The following is a 24,459-nucleotide window of genomic DNA, read 5'->3' on the forward strand; positions in this document are numbered from 1 at the left end:
GCTCCCTGTTCGAATGTCATCCGTTACGCCCGCAGTCGCAAACGCTGCAGCCAGGACGAAGTGGCGCCCAAGGCGTCACGCAATTGGTCGGCAGAAATGTTGCGCTCTGCCGCGTCAAAGGCCAGCGCGGTGCGCAGCGCGGGCCAGCAGTGTGTCGGCAGATGTGCCGGGGCTTGCAGTTCACGATCCAGGTGTTCGTCACGGGCCTGGGTCGAGGGCAAGCGGCGGAACGGGTGTTTGCCGCCCGCGAGTTCATAGATCACGCAGGCCACGCCGTACACGTCCGCGCTGGCAGACAACGGTTGGCCCTCAAGCAGTTCGGGGGCGGCGTAACCCGGGGTCCAGGCGTTGAAGCGCTCGCGGCTCAGGTGCGGCAGGCCGGGCAGGATGCCCTCCTCGGCTTGCCCGAGACCGAAGTCGAACAGGCGCACGCCGTCTTCGCAGAGCATGACGTTGCTCGGTTTCATGTCACCGTGCAGCACGCCGCGACGGTGGGCGTAGGCCAGCGCGTCGAGCAGCGGCAGCGCGATGTCGCGCAGTTCTTTCCACGGCAGGCCCAGCGGCCGCTCGCAGAGCAGTTTGTCCAGGGTCAGGCCACGCATGAGTTCCATGGTGATGAAGGCACGCTGGCAATCAGTGTCCACTTCGAACGTGTGCGGTCGCAGCACGTTGTCGTGGCGCAGGCGTCGGGTCAGGGCGAACTCGCTGTAGAGCAAGGCGCTGGCGTCCGGCGACTCGGCAAATTCTTCGCTGAGGATTTTCAGCGCAATGTAAGGATCAGGATCGCCGAACTGTTCGTGCAGCAGATCCCGGGCCCGGTAAACCGCACCCATGCCGCCGGCCCCGAGCAGACGCTCGAGGTGATAGCGGCCGGCAAGTACGTCCGGCAGTGCACCGATGCTGGCCTTGGTTGGCGCCAGCAAAGGCTCTGCCTTGTTTTCCTTGGCGAAGGCGAAGTAGGTCAGGTTGTTGGCCTGCTCTTCGCTCATCAACAAGTCGTCGACTGAGGATTCGATTTCAGTCATTGGCGGATCACCACGGCAGTCAGATTGTCGCGAGCGGCACCCCGCAGGGCGCCGTCGAACAGACGTTCCAGCGCCACATGCGGCGCCGCCAGGCTGAGAGCATTGCCGAGGGCATCGCTGCTCAGGCCTTGATACAAACCATCGCTGCACAGCAGGAATACGTCGCCCGGATAGACTTCGAGCTCCAGCACATCCAGGGTCAGTTGTTCCGCCGCGCCGACCGCCCGGGTCAAGGCCTGGGCGGCCGGGTGCGCCGCTGCCTGTTCGACGCTCATCTGTTGCTCGTCGATCAGTTGCTGCTGCAGCGAATGGTCCTTCGACAGCTGATACAGACGCTGCCCGCGCCACATGTAGCAACGACTGTCGCCGGCCCAGATGCAGGCCGCGCGATTGCCGTCCACCAGCAGCGCCACGACGGTGCTGCCCATGATGCTGTCGTGACGCCCGGCGGTGACGGTCAACTCTTGCCCCAGGCGCCGGTTCAGCCAGTGCAGGCACTGGCGGATGGCTTTGAGGCGTTCGTCGAAGTCTTCGTGCTGCGGCAGTTCAGCCAGGCTGGCGACGATCAACTGGCTGGCAATGTCGCCACCCTGATGACCGCCCATGCCGTCCGCGACCACCCACAGCCCATGCTGCGGGGTGTCGAGGAAGGCATCTTCGTTGCGCGACCGCACCTTGCCCGGGTCGGTTCGCGCCGCGCTGCGCCAGGGACTGGCCACCAGCATCAGAGCTGCACCGGCATACGGAAGGTGCGCATCACGCCCATGTCGAACGGGTTCGGCGTGCGCTGGCTGGTCAGCAGGTAGTTGGCGCGCAGGCCACCCACGTCGGCTTTCAGCACCAGCACGTCACGACCGGTCAGGTATTCGGTCTGCATCAGGTCGAACAGACGGAACAGCGACCACGGGCCGGAGTTCTTCTCGATACCGATCGGGCGACCGGCCATCTTGTCCATGACCAGGCTGGTGCGACCGTCTTCAGCATCGGTCGGCCACTTGAAGTTCATCGGCAGGATCGGACCGTGGCGGTATTCCATGGTCTTGTCGCCGAACTTGAACTCGGAACGGCTGACCGCCGGATCGAGGGTGTACGGCTCAAGCTTGAACTGCACGGTCGGCTCGGCCGGGTTGATCGAGAAGAAGCTCTGGCGAATGTTCAGTGCAGCCGCCATCTGGTCGAGGAAGACCTTGGACACCGGCAGGCTGCGACCGTCGATGCTGCGCATCCGGTAGCTGCCCGGATCACCGCTGACGAATGGACGCATGTAGCTGTCGAAGAAGCGGTCGATGGTGCCTTGAGCCCGGAAGAACTCGCGGAAATCACTGATCGCCACATCGCTGGTGCTCGACGCGCTGAACGGGTAACGCTGGTTGATGGTCTTGCCATACACGCTGTACAGCTCGCTCTGATAACGGCCGTTCAGATATTGGTAGGCATCGTTGAGCACCAGGCGCCACGAGTCTTCGGCCAGCACGTTGAACCACACGCTCAGCGGACGCGGCAGACGACCCGACGCATTGCGCAGGTTGGTCAGCGCATCACGCTGGCCGCTCATGCGGGTCTTGGCCAGTTCGAACGCGGCTTGCTCCGGCGTACTGGAACGGGCGAGGCCCGCCAGTTGCAGTTGCAGGTCGTTGAGCGCGGCGAATGCCGGGGTCAGGTCAGCGGCCGGGCCGTTGTTGTCGTCGAGCAGTTTATGCAGCGGTTCGAAACGACGTTGCAGGGACTTCTTGGCGGTGTCCGGCAGGTTCTTCGCCACGTTCATGGCCGAAGCCTTGTCCGCGACAGCGGAAGCGAGTTTGCCGACCTTGCCCAGTTTGCCCTTCTGCCCCGCCAGCGCATCGGCGGCGTCACCGGCTTCATCCACCGGCTCAGGGGCTGCCTGGAAGCGGGTGTTTTCGCGCACTTCAGTCAACAGCGCCAGCACCGGCGAGTTGGCCGAGGTCAGGCCCGCCAGTTGCTCGGCGCCTTCACCGGCATCGCTGATCGGCGGCAGTGCCACCTGGCCAACGGCCTCGCTCCAGTAGTTGGCATAGTCGCGGAAGTACAGTTGCTCCAGCTCGACCATCAGGCGACGCAGATCCATGTCGCTGATGCCCGCGCCTTCGCCCAGCACCCAGTTGTCACGCAGGATGTCGGTCACCAGCGCCGAACCCTGTACCGAGAAATACTGCTGATAACCGGTCTGGGTGTAGAAGCCCGGGATCACGTATTCGGTGCCGATGAACAGCGAGCCCTGCGGGCCGAGATGTTGGCTGAAGCGATAGTCCGGCAGGTTGCGCGCCTGCTCACGGAGCATGCGGTAAACCACGTTTGCCAGCGATTCACTGCGCAGAACCTGACGCGCCTGAGTCACCAGTTGCTCGTTGAGCGGGTAGATAAACGGCAGCTTCAGCAGACGCTCAAGGTGCGCGTTCAAACCGTTCTGCACCGCGGTGTTGCCGGTGTAGCGCTGCGACCAGTCGGTGGCGACCCAGTCCTTGAGCCATGCCGCGTCGCGACGATCCTTCATGTTCAGCATCAGGTACGCGCGCAGGCTGTTGATCAGCTTTTCGCGGTCCTTCATGTTGGCGCGGATCTGGCCTTCGAGCATGGTTGCAACTCGTGGCAGCAGTTGCTTTTCAAGCTCGCGCTCGTACGCTTCCTTGACCACCGGATTGACGTCCTGGCCCTGATACAGACCAACGCGCTCGTGGTACGCAGCGTCGCCCTTCTTCGGGAACACCTGAGTCGCGGCGTAGCTGGTGTCGAGGGTTTTCAGCGTGCCCATGGCGTCATCGCGCGGCGACAGTGCCGTGCGTTGCTGGGTCCAGTTCTGCGCCAGATTGCGCAGGTTTTCCAGACGCTCGTAGTTGGCCGAGAAACCACCGGCCCAGAGCATGCCGAACAGCGCCAGTGCACCCAATGCACCGACGTACAACGCACGCTGGCCCCAATGGATACGGCTGCGTTCGCGCTTGTCCAGACCGGCCAGATCAGCCTCCGGGAAAATCACCCGGCTGAGCAAGTGGTGGATAAAACGCGAACGACCGCTGCGCAGCGTCGGCAGCACGCCGGCGCTCATGCCCAGACTCGCGCCGATGCCGGCGGTGGTCGAATCCATTTCGTGGGTCAGGTGCGGTGCGCTGGTCAGGTAGAAACCACGCAGTTGCGTCGCACGCTGGTAGCGGTTGCCGGTGAACGCCATGTCGACGAACAGGCACAGGCGCTCGCCGATCTGGCCCATCTGGTGCGGGAAGTCGAGGATGCGGCCACGGCGCTGGGTGTCGCGCTCGGAGTGCATGCGCATGATCACCTGGCTGTTGAGGCGACGCAGCAGCTCTTCGAACTCGCTGCGCAGCACAGCCACGTCGGTGCCGACCTGATCCTTGCGGAAACTGGTACCCAGCACCTGATCGCTTTCTTCGCGGGTCAGTTGGTCGAAGAACTCGTCGAAGCCCAGCAGCTTGTCAGCCTTGCTCAGCACCAGATACACCGGCACATCGACGTGCAGCTTCTGATAGACGTCTTGCAGACGCGCACGCACCTGGCGAGCCAGAGTGTCGATGTCCTGCTCGCTGCCACTGGTTAGGGTTTCCACCGGAATGGTCACCAGCACACCGTTCAGCGGACGGCCACGACGACGCTTGCGCAGCAGTTCCAGCAGAGTGGTCCAGGCGCTGCCGTCGACTTCCGAATCCGGCTGGGTCAGGTAGCGGCCGGCGGTGTCGATCAGCACACCGTGATCGGCGAAGTACCAGTCGCAATGACGGGTGCCGTGGGTGTCACGGGTCAGCTTGCGGTCGATCTTGTTGATCGGGAATTCCAGCCCGGAGAAATCCAGCAGGCTGGTCTTGCCGCTGGCCTGCGGGCCGATCAGCAAGTACCACGGCAGATCACTGCGCCAGCGCTCGCTGCGGCCGCGATACAGGCTCGAAGTCTTCAGGGTTTTCAGGGCGTCCTTGAAACGCTCCTTCAACTCTTTCTGCTCTTCTTCGATCAGGTCGTCACGACGGATACGGTCCTGGCCATCTTCGGTTTCTTCGACGGCTTTCTTGCGGATACCGGCGCGCCAGCTGACGAAGACCATGGTCAGGCCCCAGATCAGGAACAGCACGCTGATGGTCAGCAACCGGGAGGTCGAACCTTCCCAGAACTTGTAGTCATCCACCGCCAACAACGGGCCGACGAACCACACCAGCAGGGCCACGAACAGCACCAGCAGCAAGGTCCAGACCCAGGTCTGGCGCAGGAAGGCGCCGACTTTCTTGAAAAACTTTTTCATCACACGTCCCTGTTTACGGCTGCGACTGCGGCTGGACCGCGGCCGGATCAAGCGGCTGATAAGGTTGCAGCACGGTGTCGCGCTGCTCGCCCAAGACCCAGGCGAAACCCGAATACATCATCACCAGGCAGACGAAGGTGAACAGCACCACCATCCACGCCGGCACGATGCGCACCAGGTTGCGGCGCTGATCGTTGAGGCCTTCCCACTGCGGCGACAATTCGCGCGGCACGTCGCCACGCAACTGACGGATCTGGCGGTACAGGGCGTCGCGGATGCCTTCGAGTTCCAGCATGCCGCGGGCCTGCACGCGGTACTTACCCTCGAAACCGAGGGACAGGCACAGGTACATCAGCTCCAGCATCGGCAGGTGTTTGACCGGGTTTTTCGACAGCCGATCGAGCAGCTGGAAGAACTTCTCGCCACCGAAGGTTTCATTGTGGAAGCTGCTGAGCAGGCTCATCTGCGACCACTCGCTTTCGTTGCCCCACGGCGTGGTCACGACGGCTTCGTCGACCACGGTGCAGAGCACGTAACGGGCGGCCATCACCTGGCTGCTTTCGGCGCCGTTGTGCAGGGCGCGCACTTCAAACAGCTTGAGCCCGGCGGTCAGGCGCTCGTTGAGCGCGTAGAGGTCTTCGCGGGTTTCGCTGTGCTTGAGGCGCACCACTTCCGACAGCAGTTCGGACGACGCCGCCACCAGCGAATTGAGGCTGATGTTGAAGGCCTCCGCCGGACGCAGGCGCGCGGCGTAGATCATCCGTTCTTCCAGTTGTTCGAAGCGCGGCGGCGCAGCGAAGTCGGTCAGCGGACTCGCCGCCGGGCCATGGCCCTGACGGTCGAGCAGGACGGTTTTGTCGTCCTGGTTGTGTTCCATGTCCTTGATCATGTCGGTCAGTTCCTGATGGCCCAGAATTTCAGTTCAAGCTCGGCGAATTCGCCGGACACATGGAACGCGAAGCCGCCGGAGCGCTCGAGTTGTGCCAGGTCTTCGGAACTGAGTTCGAGGATGAAATAGGTTTTGTTGGAGTGGAACGCGATCTGCCGCGGGGCCACCGGCAACGGTTTGACCTTGATCCCCGGCAGGTGCAGGTTGACCAGTTGGCGGATGCGCTCCACCGGGCCGACCTTGAGGTGCGCAGGCAAGCGGTTGCGCAGTTCTTCGGAGTCGCAGTTGGCACTGGCTGCCAGCACGAACGACGCCGAGCCCAGCAGTTTGTGGTCGTGCAGCGGCGACACGATGATCCCGTACTGACGCGCTTGCAGGATCAGTTCGATGGCGTGTTGTTCCAGCACCATCGACAGCACCTGACGGATCGACTCCATCAGTTTGCGGAAGCTCGCACCCTGGTCGGCGTGGGAGTAACGGCTGTCCAGACGCGGGCGTTTGCTGTCGCTGGAGAAGGTCGCCAGATCACCGAGCATGGTCAGCAGCGTGCGGTACAACTCTTCCGGGTGAACCTGCTCCAGGCCCAGGTAATGGCGCAGCAGCAGTTCGGTGCGGTTGATCAGTTGCAGCATCATGAAGTCGCCGATTTCCGCGCCGCCGACCTTGCCGTTCGAACGAATACGCTCGGCAATGGTGTCGCCACGGTGACCGAGCATGCTGATCACTTCTTTCAGGCACGACAGCAGGTAGCTGGAGGCGTGGGCCTGAATGTAGGTCGGCACGAAATCCGGGTCGAGGCTGATCACGCCGTCCGGCGTGGTGTCGAGTACGTCGCAGATCTTCAGCTTCACGTAAGCCTGGTCGCTCTGCTGCTCGCCGAGCAACAGCTTGAAGTCCGGGCGACCGCATTTGACCTGGCTCGCCGAATCGTCACCGGCGTTGGAGTCGGCCACTTCGGTTTCATAAGCGGTGTAACGCGCCAGCACGTCGGACTGCTCCGGGCGACGGGCCTCGATGTGGTTACCGGTAACCAATGGCAGTGCCAGGTAGATCGGCATGTTGCCGGTGTTCGGCGGCACGTCCAGCGCCAGCGGTTCGGTGTTGCCACCGAGTTCGAACAGGCTGCCGTCCGGCAGGATCCCCGAGGCTTCACTGATCACCAGTTTGCCCATGTTGAGGAACTGCAAGTCGATCTCGAGATTCAGGAAACCCCAGGTGTAGCCGCCCAGCAACTGGGTGCGGGTCTTCATCTGGTGATCGTAGTAGCGGTCGTTGTGCTGGAAGTGCTGCGGACGCAGCAGCATGCCTTCCTGCCAGATGACTTTATGGGTATTCATGATCAGTCATCCGCCTTGGCGAGCACATCGTTGGTTTTGCGGATACCGGCCTGATCCAGCGTCAGATCGGCTTCGGTGACTTCCAGCGGCGTGATCGGGAACGTGTGGCGCCACTTGGTTTCCGGCAGGTCGCGGTAGGCGGCGAGGATGCCGATGTAGCGGCTGCCCTCCTCCACGCTGAGTTTCAGTTCCACGGTTTCACCCGGGCGCAGTTCGAGTTCTTCGCTGGCCACCAGGTCCGGGTTGAGGGATTCCTTGGCGCGCTCATAGAGGCTGAAGAAATCGGCGTTCTCGAAGGTCACCGGGTGCTTGAGTTCGAACAGGCGCACCACGATCGGCGACGGACGCCCGTTGAGGTCCGGGTTCAGTTGATCGCTGCCGGTGATCTTGAGGTTGATCTTGGTCACTTTCGAATACGGCGACATCGACGAGCAACCGGCGAGCAGCACCAACAGGGTGAGCGCGGTCAGCGTCTGGAAAAAAGCGGTCGAGCGGCGAGACATGCGCATCATCCTTGGTGGTCGGTGTGGAGGGTGGAGATCAGGCGGATCTGTTCTTCGTAGGCCTGGGCGAAGTCGCGGGCCAGCAGGCGCTCGCTCCACTCATCGTCCTGACGCAGCGCGTGGTGGTAGCGGTTGAACGCTCTCCAGCGGCCACCGGAAGTGGCGAGCAACGGCTTGTTGTCGCGCTCGAAACGCAGGGTCAACTGCTCCGGCGAGAAGTGCTCCAGGGTGCCGCGCACCGCCGCACGGCTGGCGGTCAGCAGCGCCACCTGATGCGCCTGCAAGTCGCGGAACGCACGGGAGATCGCCTGCTCGGCCGGCAAGTGGCCCGGCTTGTGCGGCTGCAACAGGATGTCCAGCGCTTCGCTCGGATCGACGGCGAATTTCAGCGGATTCTTGTTGGTGCCTTGCACGGTGGTCTGGGCCAGGCGCAGTTCGTTTTTCAGCTCGGAGCGGGTGCGCAGGCTCTGTTGCAGACCGCCGATACTCTGGCGCAGCAGGCGTGCGGCATTGACCGCCAGTGCTTCGCGCTCGTCATGGCTCAGGCCTTTCAGATCGACCCCCAGTGCAGCACCGAAGTGATCCCAGAAACCCTGTGGCTGACGCTCGACCTCTTTCGGAGCCGGCGCAGGTTCAGGCTTGGGCTCGACGATCAGCTCCGGCACCATCAGGCTTTCCATGTCGATGCGCGCATAGTCGGCGCGCTGACGGGAGTCTTCGGGGTCGGTGACCGGCGCGAGCATTTCCTCGAATTCCGAGTACACGCGCTCTTGCTGCTCCAGCGACTTCAGCGGGTCGAGGTCGAGGAACGCGTCGTCCGGAATGATGGTGCCGGCGGCCCGTGGCAGGCCCGCTTCACCGTCGAAGGTCGCCGGGTCGCGCACCAGACGCGCGCGAATCTCGAAGTCGCCCAGCACGTAGGTGCTGCCGTGCTCGATGCGCACCGGTTCGCCCTTGTGCAGGCGTGCGCCGCTGTCGCCGTCCTGGACACCGTTGCTGCTGGTGTCGGTCAGGAAGAACGTGCCCTCGCGATAACTGACGATCGCGTGGTGGTTGGACAAGTGACGCTTGCGGTCAGGGATGATCCAGTCGCAGTCCTCACCCCGCCCGATCACGCCGCCGGCCTGTTTGAAGGTCCGCTGGCACAGCTCGGTGGGCACGAACTGCTTGGTGTTCAGCATTTCGAAAACCAATTCCATGTTTGATGCTCCTTGCGGTCACTTGCCGCGATTGACCGCCTGCGGATCACCCAATGGGCGGTAATCGTTATCGTTGAATTTGTAATTGCCGCTACAGCCGCCGAGGCCGCATAGAACGACGAGGGTCAGCAGGACAGCGTGCCAGTGACGAACAGACATCAGAGGGTCTCCAGGTGTAGACAAAGCACAAAGCGCCGACCCTTTCGGGCGGCGCTGATATAAGCGGACGAGGTGAAACCGACGGACTTTTGCCTACCCATCGAAGTCACCCAGATTGATGTTCAAACGGCCTAGCCGGTAAAGCAGCGTGCGCCGGGGCAAGCCCAGTTCCCGGGCGGCGAGCGTCTGGTTGCCGTCGTTCTTGCGCAGGCAATCGAGAAGCAGATTGCGTTCGACCGCTTCCAGTCGTTCACGCAGATTGAGGCCGCAGTGGTCTTCCGGCGCCGGTTCCAGTCGCAGCGAAAAGTGCTCGGCCAGCAACTCGCCGCCCTCGCACAACAGCACTGCCCGTTCGACCAGACCTTTGAGTTCGCGCACGTTGCCGGGGAAGGTGTAACCGGACAGGTGATCCAGCGCCGCTTCCGACCAGCGCACCGGATCCCGCTGCAGAAACGCGCAAGCCTTGTCGGCGAAGTGTTTGGCCAGATCGAGGATGTCGCCTTCGCGTTGACGCAGGGCCGGCAACTCGATCGGGAATTGCGCGAGGCGGTAGTACAAGTCCTCGCGGAACTTGCCTTCGCTGACCAGCACCGACAGGTCGCGGTGCGTCGCGGCGATGATGCGCACGTCGATCTTGTGGGTGTCGTTGGAACCCAGCGGACGAATCTCGCCTTCCTGCAACACGCGCAGCAATTTGGCCTGCAACGCCAGCGGCATGTCGCCGATTTCGTCGAGCAACAGGGTCCCGCCATTGGCCGCGTCGAACAGCCCGGCGCGGTCGCGGTCGGCGCCGGTAAAGGCGCCTTTGCGGTAGCCGAACAGCTCGCTTTCCAGCAGGTTTTCCGGGAACGCCGCGCAGTTCTGCACGATGAACGCCTGAGACCGGCGCGGGCCGCAATCGTGGATCGCACGCGCCACCACTTCCTTGCCGGTGCCGGTCTCGCCGCGCAACAGCACGGTGTACGGGCTGTGCAGGACCTTGCTGATCAGCGAATAGGTCTGGCGCATCGCCGCGCTCTTGCCGATCAGGCCGTAGCCGCTGGCACTCGGCAGGCTGCGCACGATCGGCGCCACTGCATCCTGCGGTTGCCGCAGACGTTGCAGCAAATGCAACTGACCGAGCACGAACGAGCCGAGCTGACCGAGGGAATCGGCAAACCCTTGCAGGTTGATGTGGCGACGGCTGGCGCACAGCAACAGGCCTTCGACCGCCTTCTGCCCGTTGACCAGCGGCACGCACAACAGCGACTGCCACGCCGCGAACGATGCCGGCAGGAAACTGGTTTCGTGCAGGCTGCCGCCCAGGTCGTCGAGGCACACCACGCGGTTCTGGCACAGGGCGAACTGCAGCAATTGCTCGCCGTTGTAATCCGCCGGCAGGCTCGCCGCACCACGCGGTTGCAGCAAGCCGTCGAGGCACTCGGCGTTCATTCCGAGGCTGGTGTGCGTGGCGTCGAGCAGGTACAGCTGCGTCAATTCGCAACCGCTCAACCCGGCCACACCGCGCACGAAGTCACCCAGCAGCGCAGCACCGTCCGCCGAGCGCGACAGGCTGGCGAACTGCGCCAGCAAGGCTTCGGCATAGAGCAGTGGCTGCGGCACTTGAGTGAACATCACACTCACCTCAGGCGAACTCGCAGGTCACGCTGGCGTCGCCGTCGAGCGTCGCATGCACGCGCTTGAGGCTTTCACCGGTGGCCATGGCGTCGAGCAAGCGGTCGGCCACCAGCGGCAACACGTGCTGGTCGAGCAAGTGGTCGATCAGGCGCGCACCGCTTTCGCTCTGGGTGCAGCGCTCGGACAGGTGATCGACGAGGTTCTGGCACCAGCTGAAATCCAGCTGACGACGGTTCAGGCGCTCGCCCAGACGACCGAGTTTGATCTCGATCAGCTCGCGCAGCACCGGGCCACCGACCGGGTAGTACGGCACCACTTTCATCCGCGCCAGCAGCGCCGGTTTGAAGTGTTTGCTGAGCACCGGGCGAATGGTTTCTTCCAGCACTTCGGCGGTCGGACGCGCGCCGTCTTCGCAGAGGTCGCTGATCTTGTCGCTGCCCAAGTTCGAGGTCATCAGGATCAGCGTGTTGCGGAAGTCGATCTCGCGCCCTTCGCCGTCGTTGGCCACACCTTTGTCGAAGATTTGGTAGAACAGGTTGAGCACGTCCGGGTCGGCCTTCTCGACTTCATCGAGCAACACCACCGAGTACGGTTTCTGGCGCACGGCTTCGGTGAGCATGCCGCCCTCGCCGTAACCGACGTAGCCTGGCGGTGCACCGATCAGGCGGGAAACAGTGTGCTTCTCCTGGAACTCGGACATGTTGATGGTGGTAATGAAGCGGTCACCGCCGTACAACAGGTCGGCGAGTGCCAGAGCAGTTTCGGTCTTGCCGACGCCGCTCGGGCCCACCAGCAGGAACACGCCGACCGGTGCGTCAGGCTTGTTCAGACCGGCAGCGGTGGCGCGCATCGAGCGATCCAGTGCGTGGACGGCTTGTTCCTGACCACGGATGCGGGTGCGCAGGTCAGTGGCGAAGCTTGCGACTTTGGCGTTGTGTTCGCGGGCCAGTTGCGCCAGCGGTACGCCGGTCCAGGCGCTGATCACTTCGGCCACCAGACGCGGGCAGACTTCGAAGCTGACCAGACGCTCCTTGACCTGAGCGGCGGTCAGGGCGCCGTGGGTTTCGTTGAGTTGCGCTTCCAGCGCTTCGACGCTGAGGGCCTCGTCGATTTCGGCTGCGTGGGTTTCGATCACGGTGCCTTCGGCGTCTTCTTCAACAGTCACTGTCGGCTCGACCGCCGCCGCTTCACGGGCCTTGGCCAGTTGCTGACGCAGTTCCAGCAGGCGCTCGGCCAGTTGTTTCTGCTCGGTCCACAGGGTTTCCAGTGCGACCATTTCGTCTTCGGCTTCGTCCAGACGCGCTTCCAGTGCATCCAGCGCTTCGTGGTCGATCAGCAGACCGGCTTCGGCATCGCGGCGCAGGGCCTGGCGCTGACGGCCACCTTCAGCCAGCTCGCCACGCAGGCGCTCCAGGCTTTCCGGGGCAGCGGCGAGGCTGATGCGAACGCGGGCGCAGGCGGTGTCGAGTACATCGACCGCTTTGTCCGGCAGTTGGCGACCGGCGAGGTAACGTGCGGACAGTTCCGCTGCCGACACCACCGCATCATCGCGCAGGTAAATGCCGTGGCTCTTCTCGTAGACCTGAGCCAGGCCACGCAGGATGGTCACTGCTTCGCTCACGGTCGGTTCGTGCAGCTGAACCGGTTGGAAACGACGGGCCAGTGCCGGGTCTTTCTCGAAGTATTTCTTGTACTCGGCCCAGGTGGTCGCGGCGATGGTGCGCAGTTCACCACGGGCCAGCGCCGGTTTCAGCAGGTTGGCCGCGTCGGAACCGCCGGCATTGCCACCCGCGCCGATCAGGGTGTGGGCTTCGTCGATGAACAGGATGATCGGCTTCGGCGAGGCTTTGACCTCGTCGATCACGCCTTTCAGACGACGCTCGAATTCACCTTTGACACTGGCGCCGGCCTGCAACAGGCCCATGTCCAGCGACAGCAACTCGACGCCCTTGAGCACTTGCGGCACTTCACCGGCAGCGATGCGCGAGGCCAGGCCTTCGACGATGGCGGTTTTACCGACACCGGCTTCACCGACCACGATCGGGTTGTTCTTGCGGCGACGGGCGAGGATGTCGACCATCTGGCGGATCGCGCCATCGCGGCACAGCACCGGGTCGAGTTTGCCGTCGCGGGCCTGTTGGGTCAGGTTGTGGGTGAAGCGCTCCAGCAGCGATTCGCCTTGGGCAGCCGGTTTGCCGCTGGCCGCTGCTTGCGGCTGTTGCGACAGGGCAAATTCTTTTAGGCGATCGATGTTCAGTTTGGCGAGCAACGGCTGGTAGCGGCTGCCGGCGTAGCGCATCGGGTTGCGCAGCAACGCGAGGATCAGCGCCGCATCTTCGACCGAGGTCTGGCCCAGTTCAAGGTTGGCCACCAGCAGCGCGTCTTGCAGCCACTGCACCAGCTCCGGCGCGAACACCGGGTTGCGCGAGGCGCTGTGTTCAACCCGCGATTGCAGAGCGGCGCTCAGTTCGCCAGCGTCAACGTCGGCATCTTGCAGCGCGCGGGAAAGCAGACCGTTCGGGCGCTCCAGCAGGCCCAGCATCAGGTCTTCGACCAGAATCTTGCTGCCGCCACGAGCGACGCAGCGCTCGGCCGAACGCTCCAGATCGCGACGGGTTTCGGCGTCCAGCGCCTGGATGAGTTGTTGCAGGTCTACGTTGATCATGGCTCACGTCCTTAATGAATTTTGCTGCCGAGTGTCACCACGCCGTCTGCTTTCTCGCAGCCCAGCCAACTGGTCCACCCCAGGCGACAGTCGTTCTTCTCGCCAATGCGCAGTTCGCGGATTTCTTCCGGGCGCAGCACCAGGCGAATGTCGTAATCGAGCGGGTCACGCAAGGTGAACCGCACCAGCGCGCAGAGCGGCTGGTAACCGAAACCGATGGGCAGGAATTCGTGGAAGCGTTCCCAGTCGAGTTCGGTGATGTGAATGCGGAACTTGCCGCTGCGGTCGCGCACGTGTTCGCCCAGCACCAGGTCTTCACCCAGCACGCTGTTGGCGAAGCCGAGGCGGTTGCGTTGCTCTTCGAGGATTTCCACGCGGCGCTCGATGCACTGCTCGATGACCAGGTCTTCGTGCTTGAAGTAGTAACGCAGCACCGCTTCGATCAGCGCCGCCGAGTGCGCCCGCAGACTGAGCAGACCGAGGTACGGCAGCAGGCGTTTCCAGTTCAGTTCCTTGGCCCGGCGGATCTCGTCGCCGCCGAGGCCGATCAGGGCGAACAGCTGCGACGAGAACGGGTCAACCGCACCGCTCTGGAAGCTCGCGCGATAGCGATACTTGCGCCAGATCGGCAGCAGCAGGCGTTGCAGGCGATGGTGGAACAGGTCGAGGAAATTGCGCGTCGGGTTGCCGTCTTCACTGTCGCCCAGGGCTTGTTCGCCGTAGAACGCCGGCAGCGGCGAACCGGAACCGACCAGGCCGATCAGGTTGAAACGCAGGCGCGCGCGCATCTGCCCGTGTTCTTCGAAAAACTCCACGCGATCGACGTCGCTGCCGGGAAATCCCAGGCTCGGGTTGGCCTGGAATTCCAGCTGGTCGTACAGATCGTCTTCGCTCAGGTACGGGTGCGCGTCGCGCAGCCGGTCGATCACCAGCAACACGGCCTGAAACAGCGAGTACTCGCGTATTACCCGGGTCAGCCCGCTTAAAGCAGGGGCTGCAGACCCATACGTGGTGTCCATTGGTACACCTCTCCCTGTGTGCTTTTTACTCGCAGCTCGTGGAACGAATTGAGACTGGCGTAAAGCGCGAAAAACTCGTTGAGAACCGAGGCGAAGACGAACAGGTCGCCTTCACCGATATACCCTTCCGGGTCGATGGTCAGTTCGGTGCGCAAACCGCGCACCGGCAGACCACGGTGCAGCCGGTCCACGTGGTGATGCTTGATCAGTTTCAGACCGCCGAGCAGGCGCTTGCTGACCTTCTCCGCGTGCTGGTCGTAGTAGCGCGGCAGGTCGTAGGTTTCGAGAATCACCTTCAGTGCATTGACGTCGGCCAGCGACAGATAGTTAAGCGACATGTTGCTGATCAGCTTCCACAGGAAGTCACGGTTCAGCGGCGGCGCAAAACTGGAAGTGGCCGGGGTGATGTTGCGGAAACTCAGGAACTCCGGGGTCTCTTCGCAGGCCATGCAGATCTGCCCGAGCTTGAGTTTGCGCGGCAGGTTCTGGTTGGTGCAGACCAGCTCGATCGACAGGGTTTCGTGGGCTTCGGTGTGGCGAATGCCGAAGCTCAGGTAGGTGTCGAGGCCGTCGTGCAGCAGCGACGAACGCTGGCGGATGCTGTAATGCGGACGGCTGTTGGGCACATCGAAACTCGGGTCGTGCTCGAAGGATTCGAACGGCACGTATTCCTGATAACCGAGGCCGCCGGGCTTCCAGCCGGTCACGGTTTCCACCGAGAACACGCCGCAGTTTTCCAGATCGAATTCCGCCGGCAGCAGCAAGTATTCATCCTGTTTGCCGTCGAGGCGGATCGGCAGCGCGTCGTGCTTGAACAGGTTGACGATCGGTGTGCAGAACAGCTTCACGTTATCCGTCGTCGGACGCATGCGCATGATGCCGCTCTTGCGGATGTCGAAGCGCAATTCCAGGCCACGCATCTGCTTGAGGGTGTCTTCCGGCAGCGCCTTGAGAATGTCCAGACCGTGGACATCGACGAACAGGAATTTGTCCTGGAAAGCGAAGTATTCCTGCAGGTAGCGATAGCCCCGGAAGGTGTTCAGCGGATACGGGATCAATGCTTCTTCTTCGGCAAAACCCACTGGCTTGACGCGGTCGCCCGGAATCTTGAACGCCATCGGTTTGCCGCTCACACCGTCGATAGGCTTGCCGGCGCCGTCGAGCGGGATCAGTTCGATGCCGTCGAGGTTGCGCAGCAGGCTCAGGTAGAGCATCTGGCTGATGTAGCGCTCACCGGCAAAGTGCAGACGCAGCTTGCTCAGCTCCAGCTCGCCGAGGTGGCCGTCGGCACTCATTTCCAGGCGCAGGCTGAGCAGCGAACCGTCGCCCTTCACCGAGTAGTTCAGCGCGGCCAGATCCAGCGCCATGACTTCGGTCGGGTAGCAGGTGCGGAAGCGGCAACGCACGTCTTCGATCGGCACGCTTTCAATCGGCGTATCCCGCTCGACCTTCAGCGCCGGCCCCGAGCGCTTGAGCGGATCGAACTGCAGAATGCTGAACGCCGGCAGCGGGCGCATGTAGTTCGGCCACAGCAACTGCATCAGCGAATGGCTGAGCTCCGGCAACTCGTCATCGAGCTTCTGGCGCAGCCGCCCGGTCAGAAACGCAAAGCCTTCCAGCAACCGCTCCACGTCCGGATCCCGCCCGGCCTGCCCCAGGAACGGCGCCAACGCCGGACTACGCTCGGCGAAACGGCGGCCCAGTTGGCGCAGTGCGGTGAGTTCGCTTTGGTAGTAGTGGTTAAAGGACACGGGTTACCTGCCTGGTAGTGGAACTCATCAAAAAAATATCCTGTAGAGCGCGACCGTCACGCCGGCACAGCAGTAACCGGCGATCAGGAGGTACGGCACGAGCAGAATCCAGCCGTAGGCCATGAAAGCATCGTTGAACGGCCCGGCGACCAGACTGCACAAGCCATAAAGCATCCAAGGCACCGCGTAGAAAGGGATGAACTTCAACGGCGCCAGCCAGACCATCCGCAGCGCCTGCTGCTCATTGCGGCTCTTCGCGGCCCGCGATACCCACAGCGCAAACAACAGCAGCCCGGGCATACCGAACCACAACAGATACACCCAGTGGGTCTCGGACGAATCGAATGTCGAATATTCGCCAATCCACAGGCCATAGGATGAAAACGCCAGCATGAGCAGCAATGGCGACCACAAGGCAGCCATGAAGAAATTCAGTTGCGCGCGGCTAAGCAGCATCAGCGATGTATTCATGCGGGAGGCACCGATGAGTAGTAACCGCCGGCGATTTCGATTGTGACCAGCGAAACCAGAACCATGAACGTCAGTGCTCGATGCAACCATGACTGGCGCAGACGTTTGCTGATCGCCGTGACGATCAACATAAAACTCAGGATCGCGATGCCGCCGAACAGATTGCTGTCGGCGATGAACATCAGATACATGCGCATCTCGTCGGATACCGCGATCATGGGCAAAACACTCCATCCTTGAGAATCCAGCTGCGTTGCAGTCCATCGCGCTCGCGTTTGGCACCGAGCAAGGCGTGGCGCATTTCATCTGCGCTGACGAGGCGCTCACGCTCCGGCCCTTTCACAGAGAGCGAATAGCGACCGCTGATTTGCTCGTCGACGTCTTCACCGTAGGACTTGTAGCTGGCAACACTGACTCGCTCGCCCGGTGCAACCAGACGCGGCGTGATCGGCGGCAACCAGTTGGTCGAATGCTGCGGTTGCACTTCAAGCGGTACGCCACAGGTGTTGACGAGGTAAATGTCGTTTATATAAACCAGCTGCGTCGTGCAGCCCCCGAACAACAGGCCAACCGCCGACAGCGATGTCATGCAGGCGCTGAATTTCACTGAACACGCCCTCCCTTGCTCGTCGTGACCGGCACGTACGAATCAACGAAGAGGTATTCACCGTCGAAAGCGCTGACCCGATTCATCGTCAACGGTTTGCCATCGTGAGTGGCGAAGCGCACCCAGCCTTCCTTGACGAGACTGCCGCCCTCTGAGCGCACCTCAATGAAGTAGTCCGGTGGACTCGACCGGGTAATTTCGATGAAGTCGCCACCATCCTCGGCACCACGCCAAACCGCGTCGGGATGACCGGGCAATACCGGTTTTTTCGAGTGACTCCAGCTCAATTTGCTCACGACCATCACGACCGCGATGATTGCCAATGCTCCGATCAGGCTCAGCAGGTGGTTGAGCCATTTCCATACGCGCGGCCAAGGCATCATGGCGTGCACCATGTACGCACATCGCGCTTGTCGAAGCCTGTGCACTGGTTGTTTTTGGCGATCAGGCGCATTCCGGCACCCACCAGTCTTCATAACCCTGCGTACCTGGATACAGCACCGTCGCGCCTCTGAAATCCGGAGGCTCAACAAAAACTTCAGTCACCCGAAAATTCCATTCGGACGATTCCAGCAGCGTGCCGTCAGCGGTGTACACGCGGAAAAAGTACTCACTGGCGAACAACTCGAACACACCCCCGATCAATCCCAGCTTGTGATAGCCAGGCGCGTAGGTTACGAGATAGCACTCGCCCGAATCGTTCGAGTGCCGGGTGATGGGCTCTGCCGTTACACCACCGAAAATCTTCAACCCAAGCAAAACAGTACAAATGCACACACCGACCAGCGCGGCCACCAACAGCATTCGCGATGTCGCTCGACGCGGATGAATCGTCAGCGGTTGCGCCCCAGTCTGCCGGCGCCAGCGGGTGTACACCGAATTTATGGCGCTGGTCAGCAGGATCGCGCCAACCGTCAAACCACCCGTAAGTGCGCAGTACGCCAAACCCCGGATGGGATACTGCGGCAGCAGGTAAAACAGGATCGTCAGCATCATGAAAATCACCAGGCCAAACGCAATGGCCTGGCGCTGAATGAAGACCAGAATCAGATTCAGAGAAACGAAAAAGTAGAAAATCAGGTACATCGCCATGCCAATGGCAACGCCACGCGAGGTCAGCCCACCGACCAGCTGTTTATAGGCGGGCACGGCATAGCCATTCAGGACGATATAAATCACGCAGGCCAGCACATGCACGGCCAGACCGATGACTCGACGGCTATTCATACGCACCCCCGGCCGAGGCGGCCTGAGCGGGTGCGACCACCTCCTGCGAAGGACGGGCAGGCAACGTCCGCCCCGTCAGCAGGCGGTTTTCCCAACGCAGCTCAATGACCTGCGTGAGCAGAATCGCCAGCAACGTGACGCCACCTTGGGCCACGGTGTAGAACAGCGCACGCAAGGGGTTGTGGGGCACCATCATGAACAAAATCCAGGCAACCATCAGCGCGAGCAAAGCGAGTTTGCCCCACAGGCTGGGGAGAACGGCGGCCAGTGCATTCACCCCGAAAAAAATATAAATGAACGTGTAATGCGCGATACCGATGCCCACGCCACGCGTGGTAAAGCCGCCATTGAAGGCTTTATAGGCATCGACCACAGCGTCGTTCAGGAACGTGTACGCAACGCATCCTGCGACGTGGAAAGCCAGGCACATGGCAACGCGGACGTAGGTGTTCATTCCGGTTTCATGTTCCCAGAAAAAAACAGCGACAGTCTCCCCGCCGAACGACCCGCCACCGACGCCAAGGTCACACCCCTGAACTCATCATGTAATAAACCCCGATGGCAAACATCAGCGGAATAGCCATCACACACAGAAAATTCAGCACTTGATGAATCCTGTTGTTGCGAAACTTCGGAAACAGCCCCAGTAATCCAACAACAAAACAAACAAGGGCGAGATCGCCAAAATAGTTATCATCGATTAAATCAAGGAAATACCTTTCCATCTCTTTACTCCTTATTGAACTCGAGAAAATTCCAACGATAAAGTTCAAAGATGGAAAGATAATTTTCCTTCACGGCTCCCGTACCTGGATTATGGTAGGTCCAGGATTCCCCAGTCTTTTCAAAGTACCCTTTTTGAACGGGAACACCTGCATACAGGATGCTCTGAGGGTCAGCCATATTCATCCCGAGGGCGGTCACAATCCAGGTGAATGGTCGAACGATGGGCAAATCGGCGTTGCCCTGACGGATATCAATCCTGTCATCAGCCACTTCAAGGGCTAGCTGAATGTGGTGAGCGATACCCTTATCTTTGTCTTTTGCCTGAGCCAGGATATCGCCTGACATCAGCTCTGTCGGAGACGCGACTACAACGGTGTTGACATCGACTTTCTGCATGTCGCGAGCGCCATAGGTCTTCATCACCATCTCAGCGAAACCATACTGATCGGAGGTGTAATCGGAATGCTGACCTGGATTGTAATTCTCCATATTCCGGTATGTTCTAACGCCCGTTGTCAATTTAACGGGAAGTCCGTACTTCTGCGCAAACTCCGACAACACCCTGATCGCAAAATCCTCACAGGTGAATTCATTATTTCTCGTCTCTCCGGCCGAGTTCTTATATTGGGAACTCATTAGCCGCTCAACGATTGCAGGTACTTCTTTATGGTAGTTGGCGATGTATGTTTCATCCCAATGCTCAGTGGTTGCCCAAAAAACCTTGAGAACAACTTCCTTACCTGCCTGTTCGGCTTTCGGAGTGAGCGCCACCGACCTCATGGTCAACATCGAAAGTACTTCAGCACTCACTTTTCGAGCTCCTTGACTGCCGGGTGAAAATCAAAACTTTCACCTTCTTTACCACCGACCAGTTGGCTTCTACCCATTGCATCGGTTCTACCCGTAATGACTTCTCCTTTGGCGTTTCGGATGCAGTAAGGGATACCTTGCAATGGATTGCCGTCCTGATCTTTCATCACTACGTGTTGTGTGTGAGAGAACAGCATCAGCGGCAACGGCGGCACAAACGGCACCGGCGAATGCGAGTTACCAATAATCACCGTGCCGGAACCCGCCGTAACCTTGTTCCCATGCGTACCTTCGGAATCGACGGTAGCAGCTGACTTGCCGTTGATTTTTACAGTTGTGGCCAAACCGCCGACCAGCGCACCACCACACGCGGAGGCATCGCCTTCGCGGGCGGCCGCGAGGCCGTCGAAGAACACGTCGCCGGAACCGGCGGCGATCGGGTTGGTGCCGTGGCCGGGAAGCGGGCAAGCGGTGGGGTCGGATACGCGTGCTGCAGGTTTGCCAGACATCGGTGTTCTCCTTAGTTGACCTTGGCTTGATGACTGTTCATTTCTTGACCACACGCTGGAATATTCCAGCCTTCGTAACCCGTCGCTGTCGGGTAGATCGCGTGACCGTACACCCACTGCGAGCGTTCATCGGTGGTGAACTCGTTCTGCCAGAGCAACCATTCGGACGATTTCAGCAGCGTGCCGTCTTTTGCGTAGACCCGGAAAAAGGCTTCGCTGGCAAACAGCTTGAAGATCATTCCCGGTATGCCGACGGCCGAATACTGCGGAATGTAGGACTGGATGTAGCAAGTACCGGCGTCGTTCCAGTCCGTGGAGTACACGTGTGCAAGCCGAGACGCCGCCGTTTTCACGTAACAGGCAGCTGCAACCAAGGCAACGAAAGCCAGGGCAAGCAGCAGCAACGCGCTACGCCCCCACTTCACCCACGAGGAGGAACTCACGGCGCTTCCTGCCAACGTCGCGAAATCTGCTGTTCGACCATCCAGCGAACGCTCAACGCCAACAGGCTCATGACACTTGTCAGGGCGCTGTAAGACATCGCTCTCACCGGGTTGTCAGGCAGGAAATAAAGCATGATCACGCCCACCATCACCGCGATCAAACCAAGCTTTATCGAATGCCAGGGCATAAAAAAAACTGCAGCATTGACCACAATAAAAAAATAAAACGTCAGCTCAGCAGTGATGCCAGTCCCGACACCTCGATCAGTAAAACCGCCCATATGCGCTTTATAAAAAACAACACCAAAATCATGGACGAAAAAATACAGCGCACCGACCAGCAGGTAGACAGGCAAACCCACGATGACTTTTCTCACCGGCATTCTGGAATTACCCAACTTTCCCAGCCCTCAGAGCCCGGATATAAAATCATCTCGCCTTGAAACTCCGGGGCAGCGCCTGGGTCGCCTTCCCTCATCCACAGATACCACTCCGACGTTTTCAAGAGCCGACCGTCTGTTGCGTAAACACGGTAGAAAAACTGACTGCTGAACAGTTCGAAAATACCGCCCATCACGCCCAGGAACGCGTAATCAGGTGCATATCGGGAGATATGGCATTTACCGGATTCACTTTCATAGATTTTCAATGGCTTTGCAGTCAGCGAACTGAGCACTTTCAATACGATGAACATCACCAGAAACAAGGGAACCGCCATCAGGAGAACGAACCCGGATTTTCTGGTGGAACGTGCAGCGGGTTTGCCAGACATCGGGGTTCTCCTTAGTTGACCTTCACTTGACCGCTGCCATCCAGGCGCGCGGCGAAACTGACCTGACGCTTGAAACCCTCGACTTCCAGCAGGCCTTCGATGCTGAAGGCCAGGCGAAGCTGATCGTGGTCACGCGGCAGGGAAATGACACGCACGTTGCTCAGGCGCGGCTCGTAGGCTTCGATGAAGCTTTCGATGGCCAGGCGGGCCTGACTCAGGGAGTCGTGCAGGCTCAGACGCATGTCATTGAGATCGGGCAACCCGTAGTCGGACAGCGTTTGCACGCTGCCGGCCCGGGTGCTGAGCATTTTGGCCAGATGGGCAGCCACCGACGCCATGGCAGAAGCCTCGAGGCTCCTGCCCTTGCGTAGTTCCGCGTCGCCGTTGAGGCGTTCGAAAAGGCTGCCGTATCCGTCCATGAGTCGCTCTTACTCTTTGTCCAGCTTGCCAACCAGCGACAGGGTGAAATCGGCACCCATGTACTTGAAGTGCGGGCGCACGTTCAGGCTGACGCGGTACCAGCCCGGCTCGCCTTCAACGTCGCTGACGATCACTTGCGCAGCGCGCAGCGGACGACGGCCACGCACTTCGGCGCTAGGGTTTTCCTGGTCGGCCACGTACTGGCGGATCCACTTGTTCAGTTCCAGCTCGAGGTCGGTACGCTCTTTCCACGAACCGAGTTGCTCGCGCTGCAGCACTTTCAGGTAGTGAGCCAGGCGGTTGACGATCATCATGTACGGCAGTTGGGTGCCGAGCTTGTAGTTCAGCTCTGCAGCCTTGCCTTCTGCGCTGATGCCGAAGAACTTCGGCTTCTGCACCGAGCTTGCGGAGAAGAACGCCGCGTTGTCGGAGCCTTTACGCATGGTCAGGGAGATGAAGCCTTCCTCGGCCAGTTCGTATTCACGACGGTCGGAAACCAGAACTTCGGTAGGAATCTTGGTCTCGATTTCGCCCATGCTTTCGAAGTGGTGCAGAGGCAGGTCTTCAACGGCGCCGCCGCTCTGTGGGCCGATGATGTTCGGGCACCAGCGGAACTTGGCGAAGCTGTCGGTCAGCTTGGTGCCGAACGCGTAAGCGGTGTTGCCCCACAGGTAGTGCTCGTGGCTGTTGGCAACGTTTTCCTTGTACACGAACGATTTGACCGGGTTTTCTTCCGGGTCGTACGGGTTACGCAGCAGGAAACGCGGAACGGTCAGGCCAACATAGCGGGAGTCTTCCGAGGTACGGAAGCTCTGCCATTTGGTGAATTGCGGGCCTTCGAAGTGATCTTTCAGATCTTTCAGGTCCGGCAGACCGGTGAAGCTTTCCAGGCCGAAGAATTTCGGGCCGGCAGCGGCGATGAACGGCGCGTGGGACATGCAAGATACGCTGGCCACGTACTGCATCAGTTTCACGTCCGGCGAGCTTGGGGACAGGTAGTAGTTGGCGATGATCGCGCCAACCGGCTGACCACCGAACTGGCCGTATTCAGCGGTGTAGATGTGCTTGTACAGGCCCGACTGCATCACTTCCGGCGAATCTTCGAAGTCGTCCAGCAGGTCGTCCTTGGAGACGTTGAGGATTTCGATCTTGATGTTTTCGCGGAAGTTGGTGCGGTCGACCAGCAGTTGCAGGCCACGCCACGACGATTCCAGCGACTGGAAGTCCGGGTGGTGCAGGATTTCGTCCATCTGACGGCTGAGCTTGGCATCGATCTCGGCGATCATGCGGTCAACCATGGCTTTCTTGACCGGCTCACCGTTGTTCTGCGGCTTGAGCAGCTCTTCGATGAACGCCGACACACCGCGCTTGGCGATGTCGTAGGCTTCGTCGTCCGGCGTCAGGCGGGTTTCGGCGATGATGCTGTCGAGGATGCTGTATTCGCCGTTTTCAGCGGCGTTCTGTTGTGCTGCGCTAGTGCTCATTGTGTTGGCTTCCTTGGCTGCTGGAGTCTCAGGCGTCCGGGGCTGCGGCGTTCAGGCCCAGCTCACCGAGTACGCGACCGCGGGATTCATCGTCGGCGAGCACGCCTTCGATGGCTTTACGGAACGCAGGTGCGTTACCCAGCGGGCCTTTGAGGGCCACCAGCGCGTCGCGCAGTTCCATCAGCTTTTTCAGCTCAGGCACTTGCTCGACCAGGCTGGCCGGGTTGAAGTCCTTCATCGAATTGACGCGCAGTTGCACGGCCAGTTCGTCAGCTTCGCCATCTTCCTGCAGACGGTTCGGTACGCTCAGTGTCAGCTGCAGCTCTTGCTTGGCCAGCACTTCGTCGAAGGTCATCTTGTCGATGCTGATCGGCTTGCGATCCTCGATCTTGCGATCGTCCTTGCGGTGGGTGTAGTCACCGATTGCCAGCAGCTTCAGCGGCAGTTCAATCTCTTCCTGAGCACCGCCGGTGGCGGGTTTGAAGGTGACGTTGATGCGTTCCTTGGGGGCTACCGAGCCTTCTTTGGCCATGGCTTTTCTCCTTGCGGTTGTGGCCCTGGG

The 24,459-nt window shown here is 60.8% G+C and carries 27 protein-coding genes; all 27 read right to left on the minus strand.

The window, feature by feature from the left end; translation table 11 throughout:
• Positions 1-23: 23 nt before the first annotated feature.
• The 27 genes from AC1RME_RS02410 to tssB all read right to left on the minus strand — a co-directional run bounded on the left by AC1RME_RS02410 (position 24) and on the right by tssB (position 24,429).
• On the minus strand, positions 24-1,025 hold the full coding sequence (locus tag AC1RME_RS02410; protein ID WP_493090388.1) for a serine/threonine-protein kinase: 1,002 nt from the start codon (positions 1,023-1,025) through the stop codon (positions 24-26).
• On the minus strand, positions 1,022-1,750 hold the full coding sequence (locus tag AC1RME_RS02415; RefSeq protein ID WP_011336583.1) for a PP2C family protein-serine/threonine phosphatase: 729 nt from the start codon (positions 1,748-1,750) through the stop codon (positions 1,022-1,024). Before AC1RME_RS02415 ends, AC1RME_RS02410 begins: the two co-directional genes overlap by 4 nt.
• Complete coding sequence (gene tssM, locus AC1RME_RS02420) at positions 1,750-5,289, minus strand: type VI secretion system membrane subunit TssM (RefSeq protein WP_102620681.1); 3,540 nt, start codon at positions 5,287-5,289, stop codon at positions 1,750-1,752. The genes AC1RME_RS02415 and tssM overlap by 1 nt, the downstream gene beginning before the upstream one ends.
• Before the next feature lie 13 nt (positions 5,290-5,302).
• The gene (icmH, locus tag AC1RME_RS02425) at positions 5,303-6,178 is read right to left on the minus strand and encodes a type IVB secretion system protein IcmH/DotU (protein ID WP_007954389.1); all 876 of its coding nucleotides are present in this window, start codon (positions 6,176-6,178) and stop codon (positions 5,303-5,305) included.
• A 5-nt stretch (positions 6,179-6,183) separates the two neighbouring features.
• Positions 6,184-7,515, minus strand: coding sequence for a type VI secretion system baseplate subunit TssK (gene tssK, locus AC1RME_RS02430; protein ID WP_096817226.1), 1,332 nt, complete (start codon positions 7,513-7,515; stop codon positions 6,184-6,186).
• A gap of 2 nt (positions 7,516-7,517) precedes the next feature.
• Complete coding sequence (gene tssJ / locus AC1RME_RS02435) at positions 7,518-8,018, minus strand: type VI secretion system lipoprotein TssJ (protein ID WP_096817224.1); 501 nt, start codon at positions 8,016-8,018, stop codon at positions 7,518-7,520.
• A 5-nt stretch (positions 8,019-8,023) separates the two neighbouring features.
• The gene (tagH, locus tag AC1RME_RS02440; RefSeq protein WP_096817222.1) at positions 8,024-9,217 is read right to left on the minus strand and encodes a type VI secretion system-associated FHA domain protein TagH; all 1,194 of its coding nucleotides are present in this window, start codon (positions 9,215-9,217) and stop codon (positions 8,024-8,026) included.
• Between the two features lie 18 nt (positions 9,218-9,235).
• Entirely contained in the window at positions 9,236-9,376 is a 141-nt protein-coding gene (locus tag AC1RME_RS02445) for a hypothetical protein (protein ID WP_003229566.1), read from the minus strand.
• 93 nt (positions 9,377-9,469) lie between these two features.
• Complete coding sequence (locus AC1RME_RS02450; protein WP_493090390.1) at positions 9,470-10,990, minus strand: sigma-54 interaction domain-containing protein; 1,521 nt, start codon at positions 10,988-10,990, stop codon at positions 9,470-9,472.
• 10 nt (positions 10,991-11,000) lie between these two features.
• Positions 11,001-13,658, minus strand: coding sequence for a type VI secretion system ATPase TssH (tssH, locus tag AC1RME_RS02455; RefSeq protein WP_493090392.1), 2,658 nt, complete (start codon positions 13,656-13,658; stop codon positions 11,001-11,003).
• An 11-nt stretch (positions 13,659-13,669) separates the two neighbouring features.
• Complete coding sequence (gene tssG, locus AC1RME_RS02460; protein ID WP_096817216.1) at positions 13,670-14,677, minus strand: type VI secretion system baseplate subunit TssG; 1,008 nt, start codon at positions 14,675-14,677, stop codon at positions 13,670-13,672.
• Positions 14,641-16,428, minus strand: coding sequence for a type VI secretion system baseplate subunit TssF (gene tssF / locus AC1RME_RS02465; RefSeq protein WP_007954380.1), 1,788 nt, complete (start codon positions 16,426-16,428; stop codon positions 14,641-14,643). The genes tssG and tssF overlap by 37 nt, the downstream gene beginning before the upstream one ends.
• Positions 16,429-16,455: 27 nt before the next feature.
• Positions 16,456-16,899, minus strand: coding sequence for a hypothetical protein (locus AC1RME_RS02470; RefSeq protein ID WP_096817213.1), 444 nt, complete (start codon positions 16,897-16,899; stop codon positions 16,456-16,458).
• Positions 16,896-17,117, minus strand: coding sequence for a hypothetical protein (locus tag AC1RME_RS02475; protein ID WP_096817211.1), 222 nt, complete (start codon positions 17,115-17,117; stop codon positions 16,896-16,898). The genes AC1RME_RS02470 and AC1RME_RS02475 overlap by 4 nt, the downstream gene beginning before the upstream one ends.
• Positions 17,114-17,506 (minus strand): hypothetical protein, encoded by a 393-nt coding sequence (locus AC1RME_RS02480; RefSeq protein ID WP_102620676.1) that lies wholly within the window; start codon positions 17,504-17,506, stop codon positions 17,114-17,116. Before AC1RME_RS02480 ends, AC1RME_RS02475 begins: the two co-directional genes overlap by 4 nt.
• On the minus strand, positions 17,503-17,889 hold the full coding sequence (locus AC1RME_RS02485; RefSeq protein WP_096817207.1) for a hypothetical protein: 387 nt from the start codon (positions 17,887-17,889) through the stop codon (positions 17,503-17,505). The genes AC1RME_RS02480 and AC1RME_RS02485 overlap by 4 nt, the downstream gene beginning before the upstream one ends.
• Positions 17,890-17,950: 61 nt before the next feature.
• Positions 17,951-18,703 carry a hypothetical protein gene (locus AC1RME_RS02490; RefSeq protein ID WP_493070297.1) on the minus strand — a complete coding sequence of 251 codons (753 nt, stop codon included), beginning with the start codon at positions 18,701-18,703 and terminating at the stop codon, positions 17,951-17,953.
• 22 nt (positions 18,704-18,725) lie between these two features.
• Positions 18,726-19,187 (minus strand): hypothetical protein, encoded by a 462-nt coding sequence (locus AC1RME_RS02495; RefSeq protein ID WP_493070299.1) that lies wholly within the window; start codon positions 19,185-19,187, stop codon positions 18,726-18,728.
• A gap of 70 nt (positions 19,188-19,257) precedes the next feature.
• Positions 19,258-19,458, minus strand: coding sequence for a hypothetical protein (locus AC1RME_RS02500; RefSeq protein WP_096817204.1), 201 nt, complete (start codon positions 19,456-19,458; stop codon positions 19,258-19,260).
• Positions 19,459-19,462: 4 nt separating this feature from the next.
• A complete protein-coding gene (locus tag AC1RME_RS02505; RefSeq protein ID WP_096817202.1) occupies positions 19,463-20,269 on the minus strand; it encodes a hypothetical protein in 807 nt (268 codons plus the stop codon).
• Positions 20,266-20,778: a PAAR domain-containing protein gene (locus tag AC1RME_RS02510; protein ID WP_096817201.1), complete on the minus strand. Its 513-nt coding sequence runs from the start codon at positions 20,776-20,778 to the stop codon at positions 20,266-20,268. Before AC1RME_RS02510 ends, AC1RME_RS02505 begins: the two co-directional genes overlap by 4 nt.
• Positions 20,779-20,789: 11 nt before the next feature.
• Positions 20,790-21,221, minus strand: a complete 432-nt coding sequence (locus tag AC1RME_RS02515; protein ID WP_096817199.1) for a hypothetical protein — start codon at positions 21,219-21,221, stop codon at positions 20,790-20,792.
• On the minus strand, positions 21,218-21,604 hold the full coding sequence (locus AC1RME_RS02520) for a hypothetical protein (RefSeq protein ID WP_493090396.1): 387 nt from the start codon (positions 21,602-21,604) through the stop codon (positions 21,218-21,220). Before AC1RME_RS02520 ends, AC1RME_RS02515 begins: the two co-directional genes overlap by 4 nt.
• Complete coding sequence (locus tag AC1RME_RS02525; RefSeq protein WP_096817195.1) at positions 21,595-21,993, minus strand: hypothetical protein; 399 nt, start codon at positions 21,991-21,993, stop codon at positions 21,595-21,597. The genes AC1RME_RS02520 and AC1RME_RS02525 overlap by 10 nt, the downstream gene beginning before the upstream one ends.
• 11 nt (positions 21,994-22,004) lie before the next feature.
• Complete coding sequence (gene tssE, locus AC1RME_RS02530) at positions 22,005-22,412, minus strand: type VI secretion system baseplate subunit TssE (RefSeq protein WP_007954373.1); 408 nt, start codon at positions 22,410-22,412, stop codon at positions 22,005-22,007.
• Positions 22,413-22,421: 9 nt separating this feature from the next.
• The gene (tssC, locus tag AC1RME_RS02535; RefSeq protein ID WP_096817193.1) at positions 22,422-23,897 is read right to left on the minus strand and encodes a type VI secretion system contractile sheath large subunit; all 1,476 of its coding nucleotides are present in this window, start codon (positions 23,895-23,897) and stop codon (positions 22,422-22,424) included.
• Positions 23,898-23,925: 28 nt separating this feature from the next.
• Complete coding sequence (gene tssB / locus AC1RME_RS02540) at positions 23,926-24,429, minus strand: type VI secretion system contractile sheath small subunit (RefSeq protein ID WP_096817191.1); 504 nt, start codon at positions 24,427-24,429, stop codon at positions 23,926-23,928.
• Between the last annotated feature and the right edge of the window lie 30 nt (positions 24,430-24,459).

The sequence above is a fragment of the Pseudomonas sp. GW822-FHT03F08 genome (assembly GCF_058801265.1).

What these genes read in the sequence shown, in the direction of transcription:
- AC1RME_RS02450 (WP_493090390.1), bottom strand. Translation starts at nt 10,990, where the DNA reads ATGTTCACTCAAGTGCCGCAGCCACTGCTCTATGCCGAAGCCTTGCTG.
- tssB (WP_096817191.1), bottom strand. Translation starts at nt 24,429, where the DNA reads ATGGCCAAAGAAGGCTCGGTAGCCCCCAAGGAACGCATCAACGTCACC.
- tssG (WP_096817216.1), bottom strand. Translation starts at nt 14,677, where the DNA reads ATGGACACCACGTATGGGTCTGCAGCCCCTGCTTTAAGCGGGCTGACC.
- tssJ (WP_096817224.1), bottom strand. Translation starts at nt 8,018, where the DNA reads ATGTCTCGCCGCTCGACCGCTTTTTTCCAGACGCTGACCGCGCTCACC.
- AC1RME_RS02510 (WP_096817201.1), bottom strand. Translation starts at nt 20,778, where the DNA reads ATGTCTGGCAAACCTGCAGCACGCGTATCCGACCCCACCGCTTGCCCG.
- tssM (WP_102620681.1), bottom strand. Translation starts at nt 5,289, where the DNA reads ATGAAAAAGTTTTTCAAGAAAGTCGGCGCCTTCCTGCGCCAGACCTGG.
- tssE (WP_007954373.1), bottom strand. Translation starts at nt 22,412, where the DNA reads ATGGACGGATACGGCAGCCTTTTCGAACGCCTCAACGGCGACGCGGAA.
- AC1RME_RS02495 (WP_493070299.1), bottom strand. Translation starts at nt 19,187, where the DNA reads ATGAACACCTACGTCCGCGTTGCCATGTGCCTGGCTTTCCACGTCGCA.
- tssH (WP_493090392.1), bottom strand. Translation starts at nt 13,658, where the DNA reads ATGATCAACGTAGACCTGCAACAACTCATCCAGGCGCTGGACGCCGAA.
- AC1RME_RS02415 (WP_011336583.1), bottom strand. Translation starts at nt 1,750, where the DNA reads ATGCTGGTGGCCAGTCCCTGGCGCAGCGCGGCGCGAACCGACCCGGGC.
- AC1RME_RS02470 (WP_096817213.1), bottom strand. Translation starts at nt 16,899, where the DNA reads ATGAATACATCGCTGATGCTGCTTAGCCGCGCGCAACTGAATTTCTTC.
- tagH (WP_096817222.1), bottom strand. Translation starts at nt 9,217, where the DNA reads ATGGAATTGGTTTTCGAAATGCTGAACACCAAGCAGTTCGTGCCCACC.
- AC1RME_RS02410 (WP_493090388.1), bottom strand. Translation starts at nt 1,025, where the DNA reads ATGACTGAAATCGAATCCTCAGTCGACGACTTGTTGATGAGCGAAGAG.
- AC1RME_RS02500 (WP_096817204.1), bottom strand. Translation starts at nt 19,458, where the DNA reads ATGGAAAGGTATTTCCTTGATTTAATCGATGATAACTATTTTGGCGAT.
- AC1RME_RS02445 (WP_003229566.1), bottom strand. Translation starts at nt 9,376, where the DNA reads ATGTCTGTTCGTCACTGGCACGCTGTCCTGCTGACCCTCGTCGTTCTA.
- tssC (WP_096817193.1), bottom strand. Translation starts at nt 23,897, where the DNA reads ATGAGCACTAGCGCAGCACAACAGAACGCCGCTGAAAACGGCGAATAC.
- AC1RME_RS02475 (WP_096817211.1), bottom strand. Translation starts at nt 17,117, where the DNA reads ATGATCGCGGTATCCGACGAGATGCGCATGTATCTGATGTTCATCGCC.
- AC1RME_RS02485 (WP_096817207.1), bottom strand. Translation starts at nt 17,889, where the DNA reads ATGATGCCTTGGCCGCGCGTATGGAAATGGCTCAACCACCTGCTGAGC.
- tssK (WP_096817226.1), bottom strand. Translation starts at nt 7,515, where the DNA reads ATGAATACCCATAAAGTCATCTGGCAGGAAGGCATGCTGCTGCGTCCG.
- AC1RME_RS02525 (WP_096817195.1), bottom strand. Translation starts at nt 21,993, where the DNA reads ATGTCTGGCAAACCCGCTGCACGTTCCACCAGAAAATCCGGGTTCGTT.
- icmH (WP_007954389.1), bottom strand. Translation starts at nt 6,178, where the DNA reads ATGATCAAGGACATGGAACACAACCAGGACGACAAAACCGTCCTGCTC.
- AC1RME_RS02520 (WP_493090396.1), bottom strand. Translation starts at nt 21,604, where the DNA reads ATGCCGGTGAGAAAAGTCATCGTGGGTTTGCCTGTCTACCTGCTGGTC.